At 75.6% G+C, this 20,455-nt stretch carries 23 protein-coding genes; 11 read left to right on the forward strand and 12 right to left on the reverse strand.

Annotation, left to right across the window (positions count from 1 at the left end; translation table 11 throughout):
• Positions 1-8: 8 nt before the first annotated feature.
• Positions 9-848 carry a class I SAM-dependent methyltransferase gene (locus CKY47_RS16610; protein ID WP_306746722.1) on the forward strand — a complete coding sequence of 280 codons (840 nt, stop codon included), beginning with the start codon at positions 9-11 and terminating at the stop codon, positions 846-848.
• 163 nt (positions 849-1,011) lie between these two features.
• Positions 1,012-1,482: a hypothetical protein gene (locus CKY47_RS16615; RefSeq protein ID WP_306746723.1), complete on the forward strand. Its 471-nt coding sequence runs from the start codon at positions 1,012-1,014 to the stop codon at positions 1,480-1,482.
• A gap of 4 nt (positions 1,483-1,486) precedes the next feature.
• On the opposite strand, the gene CKY47_RS16620 is transcribed toward CKY47_RS16615, so the two are convergent.
• From CKY47_RS16620 to CKY47_RS16635, 4 genes are all read right to left on the reverse strand, one after another.
• Positions 1,487-2,632, reverse strand: coding sequence for a Cmx/CmrA family chloramphenicol efflux MFS transporter (locus tag CKY47_RS16620; protein ID WP_306746724.1), 1,146 nt, complete (start codon positions 2,630-2,632; stop codon positions 1,487-1,489).
• A 208-nt stretch (positions 2,633-2,840) separates the two neighbouring features.
• The gene (locus tag CKY47_RS16625; protein ID WP_306746725.1) at positions 2,841-3,581 is read right to left on the reverse strand and encodes a class I SAM-dependent methyltransferase; all 741 of its coding nucleotides are present in this window, start codon (positions 3,579-3,581) and stop codon (positions 2,841-2,843) included.
• 225 nt (positions 3,582-3,806) lie between these two features.
• Entirely contained in the window at positions 3,807-4,010 is a 204-nt protein-coding gene (locus tag CKY47_RS16630) for an MbtH family protein (RefSeq protein ID WP_306746726.1), read from the reverse strand.
• A 44-nt stretch (positions 4,011-4,054) separates the two neighbouring features.
• The gene (locus CKY47_RS16635; RefSeq protein WP_306746727.1) at positions 4,055-5,398 is read right to left on the reverse strand and encodes a lysine N(6)-hydroxylase/L-ornithine N(5)-oxygenase family protein; all 1,344 of its coding nucleotides are present in this window, start codon (positions 5,396-5,398) and stop codon (positions 4,055-4,057) included.
• A 164-nt stretch (positions 5,399-5,562) separates the two neighbouring features.
• Between CKY47_RS16635 and CKY47_RS16640 the strand changes: the two genes are divergently transcribed.
• On the forward strand, positions 5,563-7,200 hold the full coding sequence (locus CKY47_RS16640; RefSeq protein WP_306746728.1) for an ABC transporter ATP-binding protein: 1,638 nt from the start codon (positions 5,563-5,565) through the stop codon (positions 7,198-7,200).
• Positions 7,197-8,924, forward strand: coding sequence for an ABC transporter ATP-binding protein (locus CKY47_RS16645; protein ID WP_306746824.1), 1,728 nt, complete (start codon positions 7,197-7,199; stop codon positions 8,922-8,924). Before CKY47_RS16640 ends, CKY47_RS16645 begins: the two co-directional genes overlap by 4 nt.
• On the opposite strand, the gene CKY47_RS16650 is transcribed toward CKY47_RS16645, so the two are convergent.
• Both CKY47_RS16650 and CKY47_RS16655 read right to left on the reverse strand, forming a co-directional pair.
• Positions 8,921-9,133, reverse strand: coding sequence for a DUF1622 domain-containing protein (locus CKY47_RS16650; RefSeq protein WP_306746825.1), 213 nt, complete (start codon positions 9,131-9,133; stop codon positions 8,921-8,923). The genes CKY47_RS16645 and CKY47_RS16650 overlap by 4 nt on opposite strands.
• An 18-nt stretch (positions 9,134-9,151) precedes the next feature.
• Positions 9,152-9,364 carry a hypothetical protein gene (locus CKY47_RS16655; RefSeq protein WP_306746729.1) on the reverse strand — a complete coding sequence of 71 codons (213 nt, stop codon included), beginning with the start codon at positions 9,362-9,364 and terminating at the stop codon, positions 9,152-9,154.
• Positions 9,365-9,451: 87 nt separating this feature from the next.
• Between CKY47_RS16655 and CKY47_RS16660 the strand changes: the two genes are divergently transcribed.
• Entirely contained in the window at positions 9,452-10,087 is a 636-nt protein-coding gene (locus CKY47_RS16660) for an MBL fold metallo-hydrolase (protein WP_306746730.1), read from the forward strand.
• Positions 10,088-10,173: 86 nt separating this feature from the next.
• Here the strand turns inward: CKY47_RS16660 and CKY47_RS16665 are convergent, their stop codons facing one another.
• On the reverse strand, positions 10,174-11,160 hold the full coding sequence (locus CKY47_RS16665; protein WP_306746731.1) for a LacI family DNA-binding transcriptional regulator: 987 nt from the start codon (positions 11,158-11,160) through the stop codon (positions 10,174-10,176).
• Positions 11,161-11,275: 115 nt separating this feature from the next.
• Between CKY47_RS16665 and CKY47_RS16670 the strand changes: the two genes are divergently transcribed.
• From CKY47_RS16670 to CKY47_RS16695, 6 genes are all read left to right on the forward strand, one after another.
• Positions 11,276-11,815: an MOSC domain-containing protein gene (locus CKY47_RS16670; RefSeq protein ID WP_306746732.1), complete on the forward strand. Its 540-nt coding sequence runs from the start codon at positions 11,276-11,278 to the stop codon at positions 11,813-11,815.
• A 66-nt stretch (positions 11,816-11,881) separates the two neighbouring features.
• On the forward strand, positions 11,882-13,690 hold the full coding sequence (locus CKY47_RS16675; RefSeq protein ID WP_306746733.1) for a LamG-like jellyroll fold domain-containing protein: 1,809 nt from the start codon (positions 11,882-11,884) through the stop codon (positions 13,688-13,690).
• Between the two features lie 35 nt (positions 13,691-13,725).
• Positions 13,726-14,433, forward strand: a complete 708-nt coding sequence (locus CKY47_RS16680; protein WP_306746826.1) for an SDR family NAD(P)-dependent oxidoreductase — start codon at positions 13,726-13,728, stop codon at positions 14,431-14,433.
• A gap of 150 nt (positions 14,434-14,583) precedes the next feature.
• On the forward strand, positions 14,584-15,381 hold the full coding sequence (locus CKY47_RS16685) for a hypothetical protein (protein ID WP_306746734.1): 798 nt from the start codon (positions 14,584-14,586) through the stop codon (positions 15,379-15,381).
• On the forward strand, positions 15,368-15,829 hold the full coding sequence (locus CKY47_RS16690) for a phage holin family protein (protein ID WP_306746735.1): 462 nt from the start codon (positions 15,368-15,370) through the stop codon (positions 15,827-15,829). Before CKY47_RS16685 ends, CKY47_RS16690 begins: the two co-directional genes overlap by 14 nt.
• A complete protein-coding gene (locus tag CKY47_RS16695; protein ID WP_306746736.1) occupies positions 15,805-16,497 on the forward strand; it encodes a DUF3618 domain-containing protein in 693 nt (230 codons plus the stop codon). The genes CKY47_RS16690 and CKY47_RS16695 overlap by 25 nt, the downstream gene beginning before the upstream one ends.
• A gap of 43 nt (positions 16,498-16,540) precedes the next feature.
• On the opposite strand, the gene pcaC is transcribed toward CKY47_RS16695, so the two are convergent.
• The 5 genes from pcaC to pcaH are packed head-to-tail and all read right to left on the reverse strand — an operon-like array spanning position 16,541 to position 20,320.
• On the reverse strand, positions 16,541-16,957 hold the full coding sequence (gene pcaC, locus CKY47_RS16700) for a 4-carboxymuconolactone decarboxylase (protein WP_306746737.1): 417 nt from the start codon (positions 16,955-16,957) through the stop codon (positions 16,541-16,543).
• Positions 16,954-17,703: a 3-oxoadipate enol-lactonase gene (gene pcaD / locus CKY47_RS16705; RefSeq protein ID WP_306746738.1), complete on the reverse strand. Its 750-nt coding sequence runs from the start codon at positions 17,701-17,703 to the stop codon at positions 16,954-16,956. The genes pcaC and pcaD overlap by 4 nt, the downstream gene beginning before the upstream one ends.
• A complete protein-coding gene (gene pcaB, locus CKY47_RS16710; RefSeq protein WP_306746739.1) occupies positions 17,700-19,061 on the reverse strand; it encodes a 3-carboxy-cis,cis-muconate cycloisomerase in 1,362 nt (453 codons plus the stop codon). Before pcaB ends, pcaD begins: the two co-directional genes overlap by 4 nt.
• Positions 19,036-19,599, reverse strand: a complete 564-nt coding sequence (pcaG, locus tag CKY47_RS16715; protein ID WP_306746740.1) for a protocatechuate 3,4-dioxygenase subunit alpha — start codon at positions 19,597-19,599, stop codon at positions 19,036-19,038. Before pcaG ends, pcaB begins: the two co-directional genes overlap by 26 nt.
• Positions 19,592-20,320: a protocatechuate 3,4-dioxygenase subunit beta gene (pcaH, locus tag CKY47_RS16720; RefSeq protein WP_306746741.1), complete on the reverse strand. Its 729-nt coding sequence runs from the start codon at positions 20,318-20,320 to the stop codon at positions 19,592-19,594. The genes pcaG and pcaH overlap by 8 nt, the downstream gene beginning before the upstream one ends.
• Positions 20,321-20,455 lie beyond the last annotated feature (135 nt).

Below are 20,455 nucleotides of genomic sequence, written 5' to 3' on the forward strand. Positions count from 1 at the left end.
CTGGTCGGGTGACGATCAGGGAGGCGCTGGACGCGCTGGCCGCGGGTGACCTGGCACGGGCGCGGGAGGCGGTGCGCGAGCCCGCTTCCCCGCTCGCCGCGGCGCTGGCGACGCACCTCGACGGCGCGGCGGGCGGGTCGGTGTACGACCGGCCCGCCGCGTTCGAGGCGTTCGTCCGCGGCGGCGGCAACGTGGCGTTGTACGAGGCGGTCGTGGACGCGCTGGGGGCGCTGTACGAGCGCGTGCGGCCGGTGACGCTGCTCGACGTCGGCTGCGGTGACGGTCGGGCGCTGCGGCCCGCGCTCGACCGTCCGCACGCGCCGACCGGGGTGACGGTGGTGGAACCGTCGCGGGCGCTGCTCGACGCGCTGCGGCTGCCCGGCGCGACCGCGTTCCCGGGGCGGGTGCAGGACTTCCTGGCCACCACGGCCACGGCGTACGACGTGGTGCAGTCGACGTTCGCCCTGCACACCGTCCCGCACGGCGAGCGGGACGGCGTGCTGGCCGACCTGGTGGCGCGCGCCGGGGTGCTGGCGCTCGTCGAGTTCGACGTGCCGGACGTGCCGCACGCGGGTCCCGGGCACCGCGCGTTCCTGGCCGAGACCTACGAGCGCGGTCTGGCCGAGTACGGCGAGGACCGCGACCTCGTCGCGCAGGGCTTCCTGATGCCGGTGCTGACCGGGCAGCTGGTGCCGGGCGCGGTGCGGTCGACGTGGGAGCAGCCGGCGGCGCGGTGGGCGGAGCAGGTGGCGCGGGCCGGCTTCGACGACGTCGTCGTCACGCCGCTGCACGACTACTGGTCGTCCCCCGCGTTCCTGCTGACCGCCACCGGGTCGACGGGCGCGTGACCGGGGCGGACGGCTGGGTGCGCGACCCGGTCCACCCGGACGACGGCGTGCGGTGGGCGGCCCTCGACCGGCACCGGACCGCGGTCCGGCGAGCGCGGCGGGCGTTGGTGCGGGCGCACACCAGGATCGACCCGGCCGTCACGAGGAGCTTCGACCCGGCCCTGTGGGCTGCCTACGAGGTCGAGCCGGCCGGCAGCGCGTTCGGCGCGTCGACCTGGACGACCCGGGGCTGGACACCCTGTTCCTGGAGTGGGAGAGCGCGTACCAGGAGGAGTGGCGCTCCCCCGACTCGTACATCACCTCCCAGTACACCCGCAAGTGCGGCATCCTCCACCGGTTCACCCGGCGGGGCTTCCCGGCCGGGCTGCGGCACCGCGTGCTGGAGCTGCTGCTGACCGCCGTCCAGCGCCCCTACCGCTGCCACGACTGGTACTACCCGGGCCTCGTGCGCCACCTGGGCGACACCCCGCTGCGCGCGCGGGCCGCCGACCTGCTCGACGCCGACGACCCGCTGACCCGCCTGCGCGCCGCCTTCCTGCTGCACCTCGCCGACCACCCGCCACGGCGGATCACCCGGCGGACGTGGCGGCAGTGGCTGACCGACCCGGACCTCGCGCCGCTGCCGGTGCGGTGACCGGTCAGGGGGCCTCGCGCACCTCCTCCCCGGCGGTGACGGCGAGGGCGACGACCGCCGCGGCGGCCAGGGCGGCGCTGGTCCACGCGGCGTCGCGGTAGTCGTGCGTGGCACCGGTCACGGCGGCGGCCAGGAGGGGACCGGCGAACGCGCCGACGTTCAGGGCGGCGGTGGCGAACGCGCCGCCCAGGGTGGGCGCCCGGTCGGCGACGTGCAGGACGCGGGCCACGAGGGTCGACCCGACGCCGAACGACAGGCCGCCCTGCACGACCGACAGGACGATCAGCGGGACGGGGGCGGCGGCGGTCAGGGCCAGTGCCGCCCATCCCGCCGGGAGGGCGCACAGCACCGGCACCAGGCCCGGTCGGAGTCGTCCGTCGGCCAGGCGGCCGGCGGCGGTCACGCCGGCGAAGGCTCCCGCGCCGAACCCGGCGAGCAGGGCGGGGACCGCGGTGGTGGGCAGGTGCGCCACCTCGGTGGCGAGGACGGCGAGGTAGGCGAAGGTCGCGAAGGTCGCGCCGTTGACGAGGGAGGCGAGGAGCAGCGCCGAGCGCACGCGGCGGCCGCGCAGCACGCGTGCCTCCCGCCCGACCGAGACCGCGGGGGCGTCGGCGGGCGTGGTGGGCGCGTCGCGGAACACCAGGGTCAGGGCGGGCAGGCACAGCGCCGCGACCGCCCAGAACGCCGACCGCCACCCGGCCCACTCGCCCAGCAGCGCGCCCGCCGGCACGCCGACGACGCAGGACAGCGTCACCCCCGACACCAGGGTGGCGGCGGCCCGCGCCGGGGGAGCCAGGCTCGTCGCGACGGACATCGCCACCGCGAGGAACCCCGCGTTGACGACCGCGGCGACGACGCGGGTCGTGAACAGCACGGCGAAGTCCGCCGTGAGCGCGCCCACGACGTGCACCGCGACGAACGCGGCGAGGAAGCCGGCCAGCGCCACGCGGCGGGGCCGGTGGGCGGCCGCCACAGCCATGAGCGGTGCGCCCAGCACCATGCCCGCGGCGTAGGCGGACGTCAGGCTCGCGGCGGCGCCCACCGACACGGACAGGTCGCCGGCGATGCCCGGCACCAGGCCGGACAGCATGAACTCGGACGTGCCCTGCGCGAACACGGCAAGGCCGAGGACGTAGACGAAGAAGGGCAACGGATCACTCCGGATCGACGTGCGGACGGGGGAATCCGCGCGTCGGTCGTCGGGGTCACCACCTCGGGGAGGTGCGAGCCGACACGCGGAACGTCGTCCGGTCGCCGGGAACGGGGTCGGGAAGCCGGCCGGTGGCCGTCAGCCGATGCGCCGCCGGGCGACCGGCGGCTCCGCTCTGTCCGATTCGGGGCTCGTCACACCCGACACCCTACCCACGCCCGCGGTGGGCCAGGACGAGGAACTCGCCGTCCGGCGCGCCGATCGGCTCACGACCCCAGCCGCCGTGGATGGCGTCCACGGTGAACCCCGCGTCGGCGAGGGTCGTGCGGAGTTCGCCCTCCTCGCGGAAGCGCATGGTGGCGGAGCCGAGCAGGTGGTCGCCGTCGGGGAACTCGTAGTGGTGCGTGAAGGAGACCAGGCCGCCCACGACCGCGGTGACCTCGGTCCACTCCACCACCTCGACCTCGCCCAGCCGCACGGTGCGGCGCGTGTCGGCCGGGTTCCACGCCTCCCACGCCCGGGCGGCCGGGTCACGGGTGTCGAACACGAGCCTCCCACCGGGCACCAGGGCGCGGTGGAGGTCGGCGAGGAGGCGGGCCCAGGCGTCGTCCCCGACGACGAACTGCGCGACGTGCGCGGTCATCAGGGCCGCGTCGAACGCCCCCGACGGCGCCACCTCCGCGCCGCCCTCCAGCCACGTCACGCGGTCCGCGCCCGGCTTGGCGCGGGCCACGTCCAGCGACGCGCGGGCCGGGTCGACGCCGGTGACGCGGTGGCCCGCGGCGGCCAGGCCGAGGGTCACGCGGCCGGTGCCGCAGCCCACGTCCAGGACCCGGGCCGCGGGCGTCCCGCCGATCACCGACACGAAGAAGTCGTCGTCGCGGCCCCACCCGTACTTGGCGTCGTAGAGCGGCACGAGGCGGGGGTCGCGGAACTCGCCGTGGTCCATGCCCCGGCACGCAACCACGGCGCGCCGGGGCCGTCCACCGGTTTACGCGGCGTCGAGGGGGATCGCGTTCTCGGCCTCCTCCACCGGCTCCTCCGACGCCGGACCGCCCGGGTTCTCCGCGCGGTGGCCCGCGTCGGCGACATCAGCGCCTTCCGCGCGCCGACGTCCCGGTGGTCGACGAGCTGTTCGAGCCGGGCAGGGCGTCCCCGCTCGACGACCTCGCGCTCAGGTCCGGTCGCGCAGGCTGAGCGGGCGCAGGTCGGTCCAGTTGTCCTCCACGTACGCGCCGCACGCCTCGCGGGTGTCCGGGCCGAACACCGCGTCCCAGCCCGCCGGGACGTCGGCGAACGACGGCCACAGCGAGTGCTGGCCCTCGTCGTTCACCAGCACGCGGAAGCGGCCTTCGGGGTCGTCGAACGGGTTGGTCACGGGAAGGTCCTCCGGTCGGGTCGGTGGTGGCGCGTCGGGGGAGGTCAGCTGACGGGTGAGGCGGTCACGGCGTACCGGGGCTGCGCGGGAACGGCGGCCGTGCCGCCGACGAGCCCCTTGCGGTCGAGCACGGACCGGAGGATCTCGCCCACCCGCACGGAGGTGTTGGACAGCAGCGAGGACGAGATGCCGTGCGTGTGCTCGGTCCCGCCCTGGAGGTACAGGCCCGCGAGCACGTCGTCGTCGGTGTCCAGCCGGTAGTCGCGGCCGACGACGAGCCGGCCGCGCGCGTCCCGGGCGCAGCGGGCGGCGAGGTCGCCGAGCAGCGCGGTCGGGTCGGCCTCGAGGTAGCCGGTGGCGTAGACGACCGCGTCCGCGTCGAGCACCTCGCGCTCGCCGGTGGCCAGCGACTCGACGGTGACGCGCAGCCCGTCCACGCCGTCGTCCAGCCCGGCGACGCGGGACAGGTTGAGCAGGCGCAGGCGTCGCGCGCCCAGCACCTTCTCCCGGTAGACGCGGCGGTACAGCTCGGCGATCAGGTCGTTGTCGACCACCGCGTAGTTGGTGTTGGCGTGGTAGTCCATGAGCTGCCGCTTGACCTGCTCGGGCGCGCCGAAGTAGTCGTCGACCGCGTCGGGGTCGAAGATCCGGTTGGCGAACGGGCTGTCGTCGGCGGGGCTGTAGCCGTAGCGCGCGAACACCGCGCACACCTCGGCGGCCGGGAAGTGCTCGTGCAGGAACGCGGTGACCTCGGCGCCGCTCTGCCCGGCGCCGACCACGACCAGCCGCTTCGGGTCGTGCAGCGAGCGCACGCGGTGCAGGAAGTCGCGGTTGTGCCAGACCCGCTCGGACTGCGGCACGCCGTCGGGCAGGCTCGCCCGGAGACCGGTGGCCAGCACCAGGTTGCGGGCGCGCAGCACCTCGACGCCGCCCGCCGCGGTGCGGGAGGTGACGTCGAAGTGCGTGGTCACGCCGTCCTCGACGACGGGTCGCACGTCCACCACGTCGTGGCCGTAGGACACCAGGTCGTCGACGCGGCCGGCGGCCCACTCGAAGTAGTCGTGGAACTCGACCCGCAGCGGGAACAGGCTCTTGTGGTTGATGAAGTCGACCAGCCTGCCCTGGGCGTGCAGGTAGCTGAGGAAGGTGAAGGTGCTGTTGGGGTTGCGCAGCGTCACCAGGTCCTTGAGGAACGACACCTGCATGGTGGCGTCGTCGATCAGCATGCCCCGGTGCCACCCGAACGTCGCCTGGCGCTCCACGAAGTGGGCGGTCACCACGTCTTCGGCCGCCGCGGCGGCGTTGTGCTCCGTGACGGCGATGGCGAGGGCCAGGTTCGAGGGCCCGAAGCCGACGCCGAGGACGTCGAAGACCGGTGGCTGTGGCATGGGTGTCCCATCGGTGCGACAACAGGGAAGATCGAACTTTGGTTACCCTAACCTAAGTTGGCACGCAACGGGAGTGATCCAGCCCTCCTCATATCCTTAGGGTAGCCTCACCTGACAGCTCGTGGAAGGCGGACATCGGGGTGAAAGCGGTTCTCCGGGAAGCCGTGACCGGGCAGTGGAAACCCGTCACCCTGGCATCACTGCTCGGTGCGGCCCACCAGGCGGGCGAAGCCGCCGTGCCGCTGCTGATCGGCGTGGTCGTCGACGAGGCCGTGCGCACCGGCGCGGGCGGGCGGCTGGCGTTCTGGATCGGCGTGCTCGCGGTCGTGTTCCTCGTGCTGTCGGTGAGCTTCCGGTTCTCCCTGCGGTGCGCCGAACGCGCCGCCAACCTCGCCGCGCACGAGGTGCGCACCCGCCTGGCGGCCCGCGTGCTGTCGCCCGACGGCGGGGGCGGGCACGGCCGGCTGTCCGGCGAACTGGCCGACATCGCCACCAGCGACGCCCAGCGCGTGGGCCAGGTCAACCTGGCGCTGCCCACCGCGTTCGCCGCCGTCGCGGGCCTGCTGGTGGGCGCCGTGGCGCTGCTGCGGGTCTCCGTCGCGCTCGGCCTGCTGGTCCTGGTGGCCGCGCCCGTGCTGCTGCTGGCCGCGCACCTGCTGGGCAAACCGCTCGAACGGCGCAGCGACGCCGAGCAGGACCGGGCCGCGCTGGCCTCCGGCGTCGCCGCCGACCTGGTCGCCGGGCTGCGGGCGCTCAAGGGCATCGGCGCGGAGGCGACGGCGGCGCGGCGGTACCGGGCGACCAGCAGGTCGTCCATGGAGGCGGCGGTCCGGGCCGCCCGGTCCCGCGCCTGGCTCGACGGCTGGATGATCGCCCTGACCGGGGTGTTCCTGGCGGTCGTGGCCCTGGTCGGCGGACGCCTGGCGTCGTCCGGCGCGATCACGGTCGGCGAACTCGTCGCCGCGGTCGGCCTGGCGCAGTTCCTGCTGTGGCCGCTGTCCGTCTTCTCCTGGGTGAACGGCCTGCTCGCGCAGGGCCGCGCGTCGGCCGCGCGGGTGGCCGAGGTGCTCGCCGCGCCCCCGGCCGTGCCGCCGGGGTCCGCTCCCCTGCCGTCCGTCGCGGGCCGGGTCGAGCTGACCGACGTGGTGTCGGGGACGCTGCGCGGCGTCACGCTGTCCGCCGCGCCGGGCGAACTGCTCGGCGTGGTGGCGCGGGACGCCGCGGATGCGGTGTCGCTGCTGGCCGTGCTGGCGCGGGACGTGGACCCGGTGTCGGGCTCGGTGGCGCTCGACGGCGTCGCGCTGTCCTCCGTGGAGGGTTCGGCGCTGCGGTCGGCGCTGCTGGTGGCCGCCCACGACGCGGAGCTGTTCGAGGGGACGGTGCGGGAGAACGTCACCGCCGCGTCCGGCGGGCGTGCCGACGAGGCGATGGCGGCGGCGGGCGTGGACGACGTCGCCCGCGCCCTGCCCGACGGGCTGGACACTCCGGTGTCCGCGCGCGGCCGGTCGTTGTCCGGCGGGCAGCGGCAGCGGGTCGCGCTGGCCCGGGCGCTGGCCGCCGACCCGCCCGTGCTGGTGGTGCACGACCCGACGACCGCCGTGGACGCGGTGACCGAGGTGGCGCTGGCGGACGGGATCAGGCGGGTCCGGGCGGGCCGCACGACGATCGTGGTGGCCACCAGCCCCGCCCTGCTGGCCGCGGCCGACCGGGTGGTGTTCCTGGCCGGCGGCGAGGTCGCCGCCTCCGGCGCGCACGCCGACCTGGTCGCCGCCGAGGACTACCGACTGGTGGTGCTGAGCTGATGCGGGAACTGCTGGCGACGGCGTCCGCCGCCCGCACGTGGGCCGCCGTCGGCGAACTCGTCCGGCCCCGGCGCGGGCTCGCGTGGGCCGCGTTCCTGGTGCTGTTCGCGGGCACCGCGGTCGGCCTGCTCACCGCGCCCGTGCTCGGCCGGGTCGTGGACGTCGTGGCCACCGGGTCCGCCGACATCACCTGGCTCGTCGTCGTGCTCGCGCTGGTGGCCGCGGCGCAGGGCACGTCCACCGCGTTCGGCACGTCGCTCGTCGCGCGTCTGGGCGAGGGCGCGCTGGCCGACCTGCGGGAGAGGTTCGTCGAACGCGCCCTGCACCTGCCGCTGGAGCGGGTCGAGGAGGCGGGCGCGGGCGACCTGACCTCGCGGGTCACCCGGGACGTGCAGGTGATCGCCGACGCCGTGCGCACCGCGCTGCCGGTGATGGCGCGCTCGGCGCTGACCATCGGGCTGACCGTCGTCGGCATCGCCGTCCTCGACTGGCGGTTCCTGGTCCCCGTGCTGCTCGCGCTGCCGGTCCACGTGCACACCGTGCGCTGGTACGGCGGGCGGGCCGTGCGGCTGTACGCGGCGCAGCGGGTCGCGGTGGGCGTGCAGCAGCAGCAACTGCTGGACTCGATCGGCGGCGCGACGACCGTGCGGGCGTTCGGGCTGGCCGACGAGCACGTGGCCCGCGTCGGGGCCCGGTCGCGCGCGGCGGTGGACCTGGCGCTGCGCGGCATCCGGCTGCTGACCTCGTTCTACGGGCGGCTCAACCTGGCCGAGTTCATCGGCCTCGCCGGCGTGCTGGTGACCGGTTTCCTGCTGGTGGGCGACGGTTCCGCGTCGATCGGCACGGCCACCGCCGCCGCCCTGTACTTCCACGGCCTGTTCAACCCGGTCAACGCTGCGCTGGCGCTGGCCGACGACGCTCAGGCCGCCACCGCGTCGCTGTCCCGCCTGGTGGGCGTGGCGGACGAGCCCCTGCCGCCGACCGGGGACCGGGTGCGGCCGGCGGACAGCGCGGTGAAGCTGGCGGGCGTCGGCCACGCCTACGCGCCCGGGCACCCGGTGCTGCGGGACGTGGACCTGGAGCTGTCCGCCGGGGAGCGGGTGGCGCTGGTCGGCGCGTCCGGTGCGGGCAAGACGACGCTGGCGAAGCTCGTCGCGGGCGTGCACGAACCCACCTCCGGCGGCATCAGCGTGGGCGGCGTCGACCTGGGCTCGGTGGTCCGCTCGGTCGCGCTGATCACCCAGGAGGTGCACGTGTTCGCCGGTCCGCTGGCCGACGACCTGCGCCTGGCCCGGCCGTCTGCCACCGACGAGCAGCTGGCCGACGCCCTCGACCGGGTGGGCGCGCTGGGCTGGGCCACCGCGCTGCCCCGCGGCCTGGGCACCGTCGTCGGCGAGGGCGGGCACCGGCTCACCGTGGCGCAGGCGCAGCAGCTCGCGCTGGCCAGGCTCGTCCTGGCCGACCCGCCGGTGGCGATCCTCGACGAGGCCACCGCGGACGCGGGCAGCGCGGGCGCGCGCGAACTGGAGGCCGCCGCGGCACGTGCCCTGGACGGCCGCACGGGCCTGCTCGTCGCCCACCGGCTCACGCAGGCGGCGACGGCGGACCGGGTGGTCGTGCTGGAGGCGGGGCGGGTCGTGGAGACCGGCACGCACGACGAGCTGCTCGCGGCGGGCGGGCGCTACGCCGAGCTGTGGGCGGCGTGGTCGGGCATGAGGTCCTAGCCGGCCGCCGGGCGGAGGTCGGCCCCGTCAGGGGGGCGGCGGCGGGGCGTCCCGTGCCACGGGCTCGTCGTCACGGGTCCGGCGGCCCCGACCCGGGCCTGCTCCTCGGCGATCTCCTTGTCGAGGAAGTAGTTCAGCGCGGTGCGGGCGGCGGCGATCGCGGCGAGCCGGCCGATGTCCTCGAAGCTGGGCGACACCGCCGTGCGCAGGACGTCACCCGCAGGACGTCACCCGCCGACTGGAACTCCGACCCCCGGCACGAGGAACCTGCCCGGGGACAACCCGATCGGCGTGGACACCGACGTGTTCCGGTGCCGCGCGCCCTCCACCACCATCCGGACCAGCGCCCGCAGGGCGTCCGCGACGACGATCCCCGCGCCCGCCGCCTCGACCACGCGGACCAGCACGCCGATGACCTCGCGGAGCGTTCCCTCGTCCACGGCCGCACCTCCTCGGGGTCTCCCACCCGGCGTCAGCCCACGGCGAAACCACCCCGGCGGACCGCCCGGGGTGCCTAGCGTGGCGCCGTGGAGATCACCGAGGTGGTGCCGGGCCTGCGGATGCTCACGTTCCCGGTCGGTCAGGCGTACGCGTGGCAGGACGGCGACGGGCTGACCGTCGTCGACACCGGCACGGCGGGGCACGCCGAGCGGATCGCCGCGCTGGGGCGGGTGGACCGGATCGTCCTCACCCACTTCCACGCCGACCACACCGGCTCGGCCGCCGCGCTGCGCGGGCTCACCGGCGCGCCCGTGGTCGCGCACCGCGCGGAGGCGCCCGTGGTCCGGGGCGACGTGCCCGGCCCGCCGCCCGTGGTCCCGCCGGAGGAGCGCGAGCTGTTCGACCGCGTCACGCCCGGTGTCCCGCCCGCGCCGCCCTGCCCGGTCGACGTCGAGGTGGACGAGGGCGACGTGCTGGACTTCGGCGGCGGGGCGCGCGTGCTGTCCGTCCCCGGCCACACGGACGGCAGCATCGCCATCCACCTGCCCGCGCACGGCGTGCTGTTCACCGGGGACACCGTCGCCACCCTGGAGGGTCGGGCCATCCCGGGCGTGTTCAACCTCGACCGGCCTCGGCTGCTGCGCTCGGTGGACCGGTTGCTGGGCCTGGCACCGCGCGTGCTGTGCGTCGGCCACGGCTCCCCGCTGGTGTCGCGGCGCTGACGCACGCCGCCGCCCGGGCGAGACCGGCGCGCGCGGCGCGCTGCTCCTGCTGTTCGCGCTGATGCCCCTGTGCGCCCGCCTGCCGCTCAGCCGGAACGGCGGACGACCAGCTCCGTGGGCAGCACCACGGGCTCCACGGCCGGCGCGGCGCCCTCCAGGCGGGCCAGCAGCAGGCGCGCGGCGGCCTCGCCCATCGCCCGCATCGGCTGGCGCACGGTGGTCAGCTCGGCGTGGCCCGCGATGGGTATGTCGTCGAAGCCCACGACGGCCACGTCGCCCGGCGCGGTGCGGCCCGCGGCGCCCAGGGCGCGGATCACGCCGAGGGCCGACAGGTCGTTGTGCGCGAACACGGCGTCGAACGGCAGGCCCGTGGCCATCAGCTTCTCCGCCGCCCCGGCGCCCCGGTCGGTGGAGAAGTCGCCCTCCACCACCAACCTGGGGTCCACGTGGTGGCCCGCCTCGCCCAGGGCGTCGAGGAAGCCGTCGAGGCGTTCCCGCACGCAGCCGAAGTTCGCGGGACCGGTCACGACGGCGCAGTGCCGCCGCCCGGCCGCCACCAGGTGCTGCGCCGCCGCACGCGCGCCCTCGCGGTTGGTGGTGGTCACCGACGGGAACCCGGGGCGGCTGCCGCGGTCGTCGATCATCACCACGGGGAGGCCCTGGTCGTGCAGGGTCTCGATGTAGCTCAGCGTGTCCGGCGGCTCGATCACCAGCAGCCCGTCGAACGCCTTGGCCGATACGTGGCTCGCGAACTGCGCCAGCGACTCCGCGCCCCGGTTGACGGTGTAGAGCAGCAGGCCGTAGCCCTCCGCCTCCAGCTCGTCCACCGCGCCCTGAACGACCTCACCGGTCCACGGCCAGGTCAACGACGGCACGAGCATGCCGACGGTGCGGGCCCGGCCGCGCGCCAGCCCGACCGCCCGCGCGCTGGGCACGTACCCGACGTCGGCGATCACCTGCCGGACGCGGGCCGCCGTGGCCGCGTCCACGTCCGGTTTGCCGTTGAGCACCCGGGACACCGTCGCCTTGCTCACCTGGGCGCGCTGCGCGACTTCGGCGATCGTGACCCGCACGGTGCCCCTCCTCGTCGAGGTGATCGGAACCGGTACCGAAACCGGTTACGGTCACGCAGTCAACCGCTGTGCGCACGCAGCGTCAAGGGTGGGTTCGTGGGCTAGGGTCGGGCGCATGGGGATCGTCACCGCCGTGAGCCGCAGCGTGGAGTACACCTTCACCAAGCCCGTCCGCGACGCCGTGACGCTGGTCGCCGGGCTCGGCGTGGAGGGGGACGTGCACAGCGGCGTGACGGTCAAGCACCGCTCGCGCGTGCGGCGCGACCCGACGCGGCCGAACCTGCGCCAGGTGCACCTGATGCACGCCGAGCTGCACGACGAGCTGGCCGGGCTGGGCTTCGAGGTCGCCGCCGGGCAGCTCGGCGAGAACGTGACCACGCGCGGCGTCGACCTGCTCGGCCTGCCGACCGGCACGCGCCTGCGCCTCGGGCCTGACGCGGTGGTCGAGGTGACCGGGCTGCGCAACCCGTGCCCGCAGATCGAGGCGTTCCGGACCGGGCTGCTCAAGCGGGTCGTGGGACGCGACGAGAACGGCGACGTGGTGCGCCGGGCGGGCGTGATGTCGATCGTGCTGGTCGGCGGCGTCGTCCGCCCCGGTGACGCGATCCTGGTCGAGCTGCCCGCGGAGCCGCACACCGCGCTCCAGCCCGTCTGACGCGGTTCAGCCGCCGTTCGCCCGCGGTTCGGCCCCCCGGAAGGCCCGGCCAGCAGGCTGCTCGCCATGACCCGAGTCGGACGCCGCGCCCTCCTGCACGCCGCCGTGGCCGTACCCGCCGCCGCCGCGCTCACGCCCGCGCTCGCCCCGGCGGTCGCGGGCGCGACCCCCGCGGTGGACCACGACGCCGACCGCTTCACGATCGCGGTGCTGCCCGACACCCAGTACCTGCTCGACGAGGGCGGTTCGGACCCGGAGCCGGTGCGCGCGGCCCTGCGCGCGGTCGCCCGCGACCGCGACGCGAACGTGGTGTTCCTGGCGCACCTGGGCGACGTCACCGAGCACGGCACCGAGGCGGAGATGCGGCTGGCCGACTCGGTGTTCACCGGCGGCGTGCCCTACAGCGTCCTGGCCGGCAACCACGACGTGCCCTCGGGCACCGACGACCGGCGCGGCCCCACCCCGCACTCGCGCACGTTCGGCCCGGAGCGCTTCCGGCGCATGCCGACCTTCGGCGGTTTCGCGCCCGACGGCTACAACAGCTACCACGTGCTGCGCGCCGGCGGTCGCGAGTGGCTGGTGCTGGCCCTGGACTGGCGGGTGTCCGAGCAGGGCGCGCGCTGGGCGCAGGGCGTGCTGGACGAGCACCGGTCGCTGCCCGCGATCCTCACCACGCACGACCTGGTGGCGGGCAGCCCGCGCGCCGAGCTGTCCGCGCACGGCAGGTTCCTGTGGGACACCCTGATCCGCCGCAACGACCAGGTCTTCCTGACCCTCAACGGCCACTACTGGCCGTCCGGCCGCACGACGCTGGTCAACGACCACGGCCACGACGTGCACCTGCACCTGACCAACTACCAGGACCGCTACTACGGCGGCGCGGGCATGGTCCGCTTCTACACCTTCGACCTGGCGCGCGGCGTGATCGACGTGGAGACGTTCTCGCCGTGGCTGCTGTCGCGCGACCCGGACACCCCGCCGGAGGCGGAGACCGCGCGGCTGAGCGGTGACGCGGACCGGTTCACCGTGGAGATCGACTTCCGGGAGCGGTTCGCCGGGTTCGCGCCGCCCGCGGTGCCGCCGTCGCGCCCGGCCGGCGCGGTGGTCACCCGGGACACGGTGGCGTACTGGCGCTTCGACGCCGCCGGCTTCCCCGCGGCGGCGGGCCCGGTGGCCGCGGGCGCGGTGGCCCGCGACCTGACCGGGCGCGGCAACGACCTGACCGCGCAGCGCCTGCACGCGAGCGGCCCGGACGTGCTGACGTGGTCCGACGAGCACCACGACGGCCAGCCGGGCCACGCGAGCCTGCGGTTCGACGGGGGCAGGAACCCGGACCGGGGCGCGGTGCTGCGCACCTCCGACACCGCGCCGCTCAACGGGATGCGCTTCGAGTCCGGCTACACCATCGAGACGTTCTTCAAGCTGCCCGACCCGTTCGTCGGCGACCACGCGTGGATGGGCCTGCTCAGCTGGGAGGGCCGCGCGGGCGACGCCGGCAAGTCCGCGGGCTGGTCGGACGACGAGCCGACGTGCAGCCTGAACCTGTCCGGCGAGCGGTTCCTCCAGTTCGTGGTCTACCCGGTGCCGGGGGACGCCGACCCCACGTCGTGGAGCCACGCCGTCCCGGTCGGGCGGTGGACGCACGTCGCCGTGGTCAACGACGGCCGTCGCACCACGATGTACGTGGACGGCGCGAGGATCGCCCGCAACGCCGCCGAGGAGTCGCGCGGCATCTCCACGCTGGGGAGGCCGTTCGCGCTGGGCGGCACCCAGTTCGCGCTGCGCTACGGCCAGGGCTTCCACGGCTGGATCGGCGACACCCGGATCACCGCCCGCGCCCTGCGGCCCGCGCAGTTCCTCACCGGCACGAGGTAGGGCGGGCCACGCTACCGTCCGTCCCCACGGGACTCCTGGACGGGACGGTCGCCCTGGTCACCGGCGGCAGCGGGCACATCGGGCGCGGCGTGGTGCGGCGGTTCGCGGCGGCCGGGGCGTCGGTGGTGGTGCACGGGTTCACCGGAGACGTGGCCGGCGGGGTGCTCGGGGTCCGGGGCGACCTGCGGGACGAGGAGGCGTGCCGGCGGGTGGTGCGCGCGGCGTCCGGGTGGGGCGGGCGGTTGGACGCCGTGGTCGACTGCGCGGGGACGCAACCGGTCCGCGAGCCGGCCGGGATGTCCGCCGACGAGTGGCGCTCCGTCGTGGACGCGAACCTCACCGTCGCGTTCTCCTGCACCCAGGCGGCGGTGGAGGTGCTGGGGCGCGGCGGGTCGATCACGCACATCGCCTCCGTCGAGGGAACGCGCCCTGCCCGCGGTCACGCCCACTACAGCGCGGCCAAGGCGGCGCTGATCATGCACGCCCGGTCGGCCGCACTGGAGTACGGGGAGCGCGGGATCAGGGTCAACACGGTCTCGCCCGGCCTGGTCGGCCGGCCGGGGATCGGGGACGAGTGGCCGGAGGGCGTCGCGCGGTGGACGGCGGCGGCGCCGCTGACCCGCCTGGGCACGCCCGAGGACGTCGGTGACGCGTGCGTGTTCCCGGCCTCGTCGATGGCCTCGTGGGTCACCGGGCACGACCTCGTGGTGGACGGCGGGGTCGGCGCGCGGCCCACCTGGTGACCACGGATTGTGACATAAATTCGGTTTGAGGGACAAAACACGACAGCAGGACACCCGAACGGCGGTGTCGGTCACGAAGAAGGTGATTGGGCTCGGCTCAGGCGGGTAGCTCCCATGTCGAGAGAGCACGCCGACCGTGAGGAGTCAGTCGTGGCCGAGAACCAGGCGGGTGCGGTCCGCGAGACCGCCCGCGAGGAAGGCACCGCCGTGGCGCAGCACGCCGGGCAGGCCGCCGGCGAGGTGGCCTCCACCGCGCGTGAGCAGGCGGGTCACGTCGTCGGAGAGGCCAAGACCCAGGCCAAGCACGTGGTGACCGACGTGCGCCAGCGCATCGCCGGAGAGGCCGAGCAGCAGGCGCAGCGGGTGTCCCAGCAGATCAACCGCATCGCCGACGAGCTGACCTCGATGGCCGACGGCTCGGGCCCGGACACCATGTCCGCCGGCGCGCTGCGCCAGGTCGCGGACACCGGCCGCCAAGCGGCCAGGTTCCTCGACGAGCGGGGCGCGCGCGGGCTGCTCGACGGCGCCCAGGACTTCGCCCGGCGCAAGCCGGGGACGTTCCTCATCGGCGCCGCCGTGGCCGGTTTCCTGGTCGCGCGGGTCGCCAAGAGCGCGAGCGCAGCGTCGAGCCAGCCGCAGGGCGGCCTGGGTCAGGGCGGCCAGGGTCAGGTCGGTCAGTACCCCGGTGGCCGGCACGTGAGCGGCGAGCTGCCGCGCGACGTCCCGGCCCACCAGTACCCGCAGCAGCGGCAGCAGTCGCCCCAGTGGACCGCCCAGCAGCCGCCCGCGGTGCCCGGCACGTCCACGCCGCCCACCACCCCGCTGGCGCCGACGACGCCGGAGTTCGGCGCGCCCGAGCCGGAGCACGGCTCGCTGGCCCCGCAGATCCCGGGCGGCTACCAGCCGCAGCCCGGTCAGCCGGGGGGTGCGCCGTATGTCCAGCGCTGAGACCGGCCTCCCCTACCCCCGGGTGGACGTCACGCCGGAGCCCCACGCCCAGGCGCAGGCGCAGGGCCAGGAGGAGGCGTCCCTCGGGCAGCTGGTGGGTGAGCTGACCGAGGACCTGTCGCGCCTGATGCGCCAGGAGCTGGAGCTGGCCAAGGCCGAGATCCGGCAGGAGGCGTCCAAGGCGGGCAAGGCCGCCGGGATGCTGGGCGCCGCCGGGTTCGCCGGCTACATGGCCGTGATCCTGCTGAGCTTCGCCCTCGTCTTCGCCCTGGGCGCCGTCATGCCCCTGGGCTGGGCCGCGCTGATCGTCGGCGCGCTGTGGGGCATCGGCGGGTTCGCCCTGTACTCGACCGGCCGCAAGCAGCTCAAGACCGTGTCGCCCAAGCCGGAGCGCACCATCGAAACCCTCAAGGAGGACGCGGAATGGGCCCGTCACCCGACCAAATAAGGCAGGACATCGACCGGACGCGCGCCGAGCTCGTCGCGGACGCCAACCGGATCGTCGACCACACGAGGCCCGCCAACATCGCGCAGCGCCGGGTGACCAAGGTCCGGCGCGGCATCACCACCTTGAGGGAGAGGGTCATGGGCACCATGCCGGACACCACGACGGTGCAGCAGCACGCCTCGCACGTGGGCGACCGGGCCTCCGAGACCGCCTCGACCGTCGCCTCGACGGTGGGCGACAAGGCGCAGCAGGTCGCGCACGGCGTGGCCGACACGGCGCAGCACGCCGCCCAGGCGGTGCAGAACGCGCCGCAGCAGGCGCGTCAACAGGCGCGCGGCAACCCGCTGGCGGCGGGCCTGATCGCGTTCGGCGCGGGTGCCCTGGTGGCCGCGCTGATCCCGGCGACCCGGGCCGAGCAGGACGCCGTGCGGCAGCTCGGCGACCGCGCCGGTGACGTCATGGAGCCGGTGAAGGAAGCGCTCGCCGAGTCCGCGCAGACCCTCAAGGAGGGCGCCACCTCCGCCGTGAGCGACGCCGCGGCCGAGGTGAAGCAGACGGCCCAGGAGGCCGCGCAGACCACCGCGGAACAGGCCAAGGGCTCGGCCCAGGACGTCGGGCAGCACGCCCGCGAGTCGGGGCAGCAGGTCAAGCACGAGGCACGCGGCTAGCACGAGGACCGGGTCGGGGCGGCGCCGAGCGCCGCCCCGCCGGTCAGCCCGCGGTTCCCGCGCCGTCGTCCCCGATCTCCGCGATGATCGGCTGGGCGACGGCGAACGCCCGGTTGGCGGCGGGCACGCCCGCGTACACGCCGACCTGCAACAGCACTTCCTTGATCTCGTCCGGCGCCAGCCCGTTGCGCAGCGCCGCCCGCACGTGCATCGCCAGCTCCCGCTCGTGCCCGAGCGCGGCGAGCACCGCCAGCGTGACGCACGACCTCGCCCGCCGCTCCAGGCCCGGCCTGGTCCACACCTCGCCCCACGCGTACCGCGTGATGAAGTCCTGGAAGTCGGCGGTGAACGCGTCGGCACCGGCCGCGGCGCGGTCCACGTGGTCGTCGCCCAGCACCTCCCGCCGCACCCGCGCCCCCGCTTCGCGACGCGACTCGCGCTCCGCCGGACCGCCGCTCACAGGTGCTCCCCCAGGATCGCCGACACCGCGTCCGCCGCCTCCACGTTCGCCAGGTGCGCGCCCTCCACGAGGTGGAAGGAGGCACCGGGGACCGCGTCGGCGATCGCCCGTCCCCACGACGGCGGCGTGGCCTCGTCGTGGACGCCCGCGACGACCGCGGTGGGCGCCTCGATCGCGGGCAGCACGGACCGCAGGTCCAGTGACGCCAGGGCCTCGCAGCAGGCCGCGTAGCCCTCGTCGTCCACGGCGGCCAGGCCTGCCTCGAACGCGGGTGCCACGTCCGGGTGCGCCTCGCGGAACGCGGGGGTGAACCAGCGGCCCACCACGGAGGGCGCGATGGAGCCGGTGCCGGCGGCCCGCACGGCCGCCGCCCGGTCCAGCCACGACCCCGGGGCGGTGAACGACGCCGTCGTGCAGCACAGCACCAGCCGCTCGACCCGCTCGGGCGCGTGCCCGGCCAGCCACATGCCGACCATGCCGCCGAGCGACACGCCGCAGTAGGACACGCGGGGCAGGTCGAGCACGTCGAGCAGGTCGAGCACGTCGCCGGCGAGGTCGTCGATCCGGCGCGGTCCCGGCGCGGAGGGGCTTCCGCCGTGGCCGCGGTGGTCGTAGCGCAGCACCCGGAACCGGGACTCCAGCGCGGCCAGCTGCGGCTCCCACAGCGCGGTGGTGGTGCCCAGCGACGGGCCGAGCACGACCACCGGCGCGTCCGGCGGTCCGCTCAGCACGTGGTGGAGCGTCACGGCCTCCCCCTCTCCCGGTGCGCCGCGAGGGCGCGGTCGACGAACTCGCCCGCGCAGCCCAGGTACCCGGCGGGGTCGAGCGCGTCGTCGACCTCCTTCTCCGACAGGCCGATCCGCAGGTCGGCCAGCAGCGCCTCGCGCAGCGGCAGGCCGGCCGCGGCGGCGGTGCGGCACACCTCGGCCACCAGGTCCTGCGCCTCGGACCGGCCGACCCGGGCGGCCAGCCGCACGGCCACGTTCTCCGCCATCAGCAGGCCGCCGGTCAGCTCCAGGTTGCGGCGCATCCGCTCCGGGTCGACGCGCAGCCCGGACAGCAGCTCGCGGGTGCCGCGCACCGCGCCGCCGACGAGGCTCAGCAGCTCGGAGACGGTGTGCCACTCGCTGTGCCACGCGCCCGCGGCCCGCTCGTGCTCCTGCGGCATCGCGGACAGCGCGGAGGCCACCAGGCCGGGCACCCGCCGCGCGCACGCGGTCACCAGCACCGAGCGCACGGGGTTGTGCTTGTGCGGCATGGCGGACGACGTGCCGCCGGCGCCCTCGGTCACCTCGCCGACCTCGGTCTGCGCCAGCAGCACGACGTCCTGCGCGATCTTGCCCAGCACGCCGGACACCTCCCCCAGCGCGCACGCCAACTCGGCCACCCGCGTCCGGTCCGTGTGCCAGGGGACGATCGGCGCGACCAGGCCCAGCTCGGCGGCCAGCTGGTCGACGAGGGCGCCGCGCGGGTCCGCCACGGCGGCCAGGGTGCCCGCCGCGCCGCCGAACTGCACGGCCAGCCTCGTGCCGCGCACCCGGTCCAGCGCGTCACCCGCCTCGTCGACCGCGACGAGCCACCCGGCGCACTTGAGCCCGAACGTGGTCGGGAGGGCGTGCTGGGCGAGGGTGCGGCCGGCGATCAGGGTGTCCCGGTGCCGGGCCGCGAGCCGCGCGCACTCGTCGGCGACGCCCCGCAGCCCGGACAGCAGCGGCCCGAGGGCGCGGTGCGCCACCAGCGACATCGCGGTGTCCAGCACGTCCTGGCTGGTCGCGCCGTTGTGCACGGCGGCCCGCCCCTCGGCGGTGACGTGCGCGCCGATCGCGCGGACGAGCGGCACCACGGGCGTGCCGGAGGTCAGGGCGCCTTCGCCGATGGCGACCGGGTCGTAGCGGCCGACGTCGATGGCGGTCACCACCATCCGGGCCGCCTCCTCGGACACCAGGCCGGCCCTGGCCTGCACGATGGCCAGGGCGCGCTCGAAGTCCAGCATGGCGCGCAGCCACGCCCGGTCGCAGACCTCCGCCTCGACGTCGGGGTCGGTGAACAGGTTCCCCCACAGCGAGCGGGTGGCGTGGTCAGAGGTCGAAGAAGACGGTTTCATGCTCCCCTTGCAGGTGGATGTCGAAGCGGTAGCCGCCGGGGACGCCCGCGGCGACGAGCGTGGCCCGCGCGGCGGGGTCGTCGATCGAGGTGAGCACCGGGTCGGCGGCGTTGGCCTCCTCGTCGGGGAAGTAGGCGCGGGTGACCAGCCGCACCAGCATGCCCCGGCAGAACACCGACACGTCGAGGTGGGGTGCCTCCGTCGCGCCGTCGCCGGTCGGGAGCGGCCCCGGCTTCACGGTGAAGACCCGGAAGCGGCCCTCGGGGTCGGTGGCGCTGCGGGCGAAGCCGCGGAAGCCCGGCCGGGCCACCGCGCCGCGCGGGTCGTCGGGGTGGTCGAACCGGCCGTCCGGGTCGGCCTGCCAGGTCTCCACGACCGCGTCCGGCACCGGGGCTCCCGCGCCGTCGAACACCGCGCCGGTCACCCAGAACCCGCCGGGCGTGCCCTCCGGCACCGCGTACGGGCCGTCCTCCCACAGCAGGCCGTGGCGGAAGAACGGGCCGACGGTCTGCGACGGCGTCGTCCACGACTCACTCATCGTCGTCCTCATCCTCCAGCGGAGTGGGGTTCTTGCCGCGCAGCACGATGTCCCACCGGTAGCCCAGCGCCCACTCGGGCACGGTCGTGCCGAGGTCGAAGCGGGCCACCATGGCCTCGCGGGCCCTCGGGTCGCGCACCGAGTTGTAGATGGGGTCCTGCGCGAACAGCGGGTCGCCCGGGAAGTACATCTGGGTGATCAGCCGCTGCGTGAACGCGGTGCCGAACAGCGAGAAGTGGATGTGCGCGGGCCGCCAGGCGTTGTCGTGGTTGCGCCACGGGTAGGCGCCGGGCTGGATCGTGGTGAACGAGTAGCGGCCCCCGGCGTCGGTGACCGTGCGGCCGACGCCGGTGAAGTTCGGGTCCAGCGGCGCGGGGTGGCGGTCGCCGTCGTGCCGGTACCGGCCGCCCGCGTTGGCCTGCCACACCTCCAGCAGGGTGCCCGCGACGGGTCGGCCGTCGCCGTCGAGGACGCGCCCGGACACGATGATCCGCTGGCCCTGCGGCTCGTCGGCGTGCCCGGCGGTGAGGTCGTCGTCGTGCGCGCCGACCCGCTCCTCGCCGAGCAGCGGGCCGGTGATCTCGGTCAGCCGCTGCGGCAGCAGCACGAGCGGCCGGTGCGGGACGCGCAGCACGTTCGACCGGTACCCGGGGAAGTCCAGCGGCGGGTGGGACGGCGCGTCCCGGCGGTAGGTGTGCGGCAGGCGGGTGGGGTTCGGCACCGCGCTCTCCTTCGTCGTCGCGCCGGGGGTGTCCGACCGCGGGTCGGCTCGCGGCGGAACGCTATTCAGCGGGTTCGACGGGGGTCAACGGGACCTTCCACTGACCGGAAGCCCGGGCCCCGTGCCCGGGACCGC

Origin of the sequence: Saccharothrix longispora (genome assembly GCF_030852425.1) — a bacterium.
Taxonomy (GTDB): Bacteria; Actinomycetota; Actinomycetes; order Mycobacteriales; family Pseudonocardiaceae; genus Actinosynnema; species Actinosynnema longispora.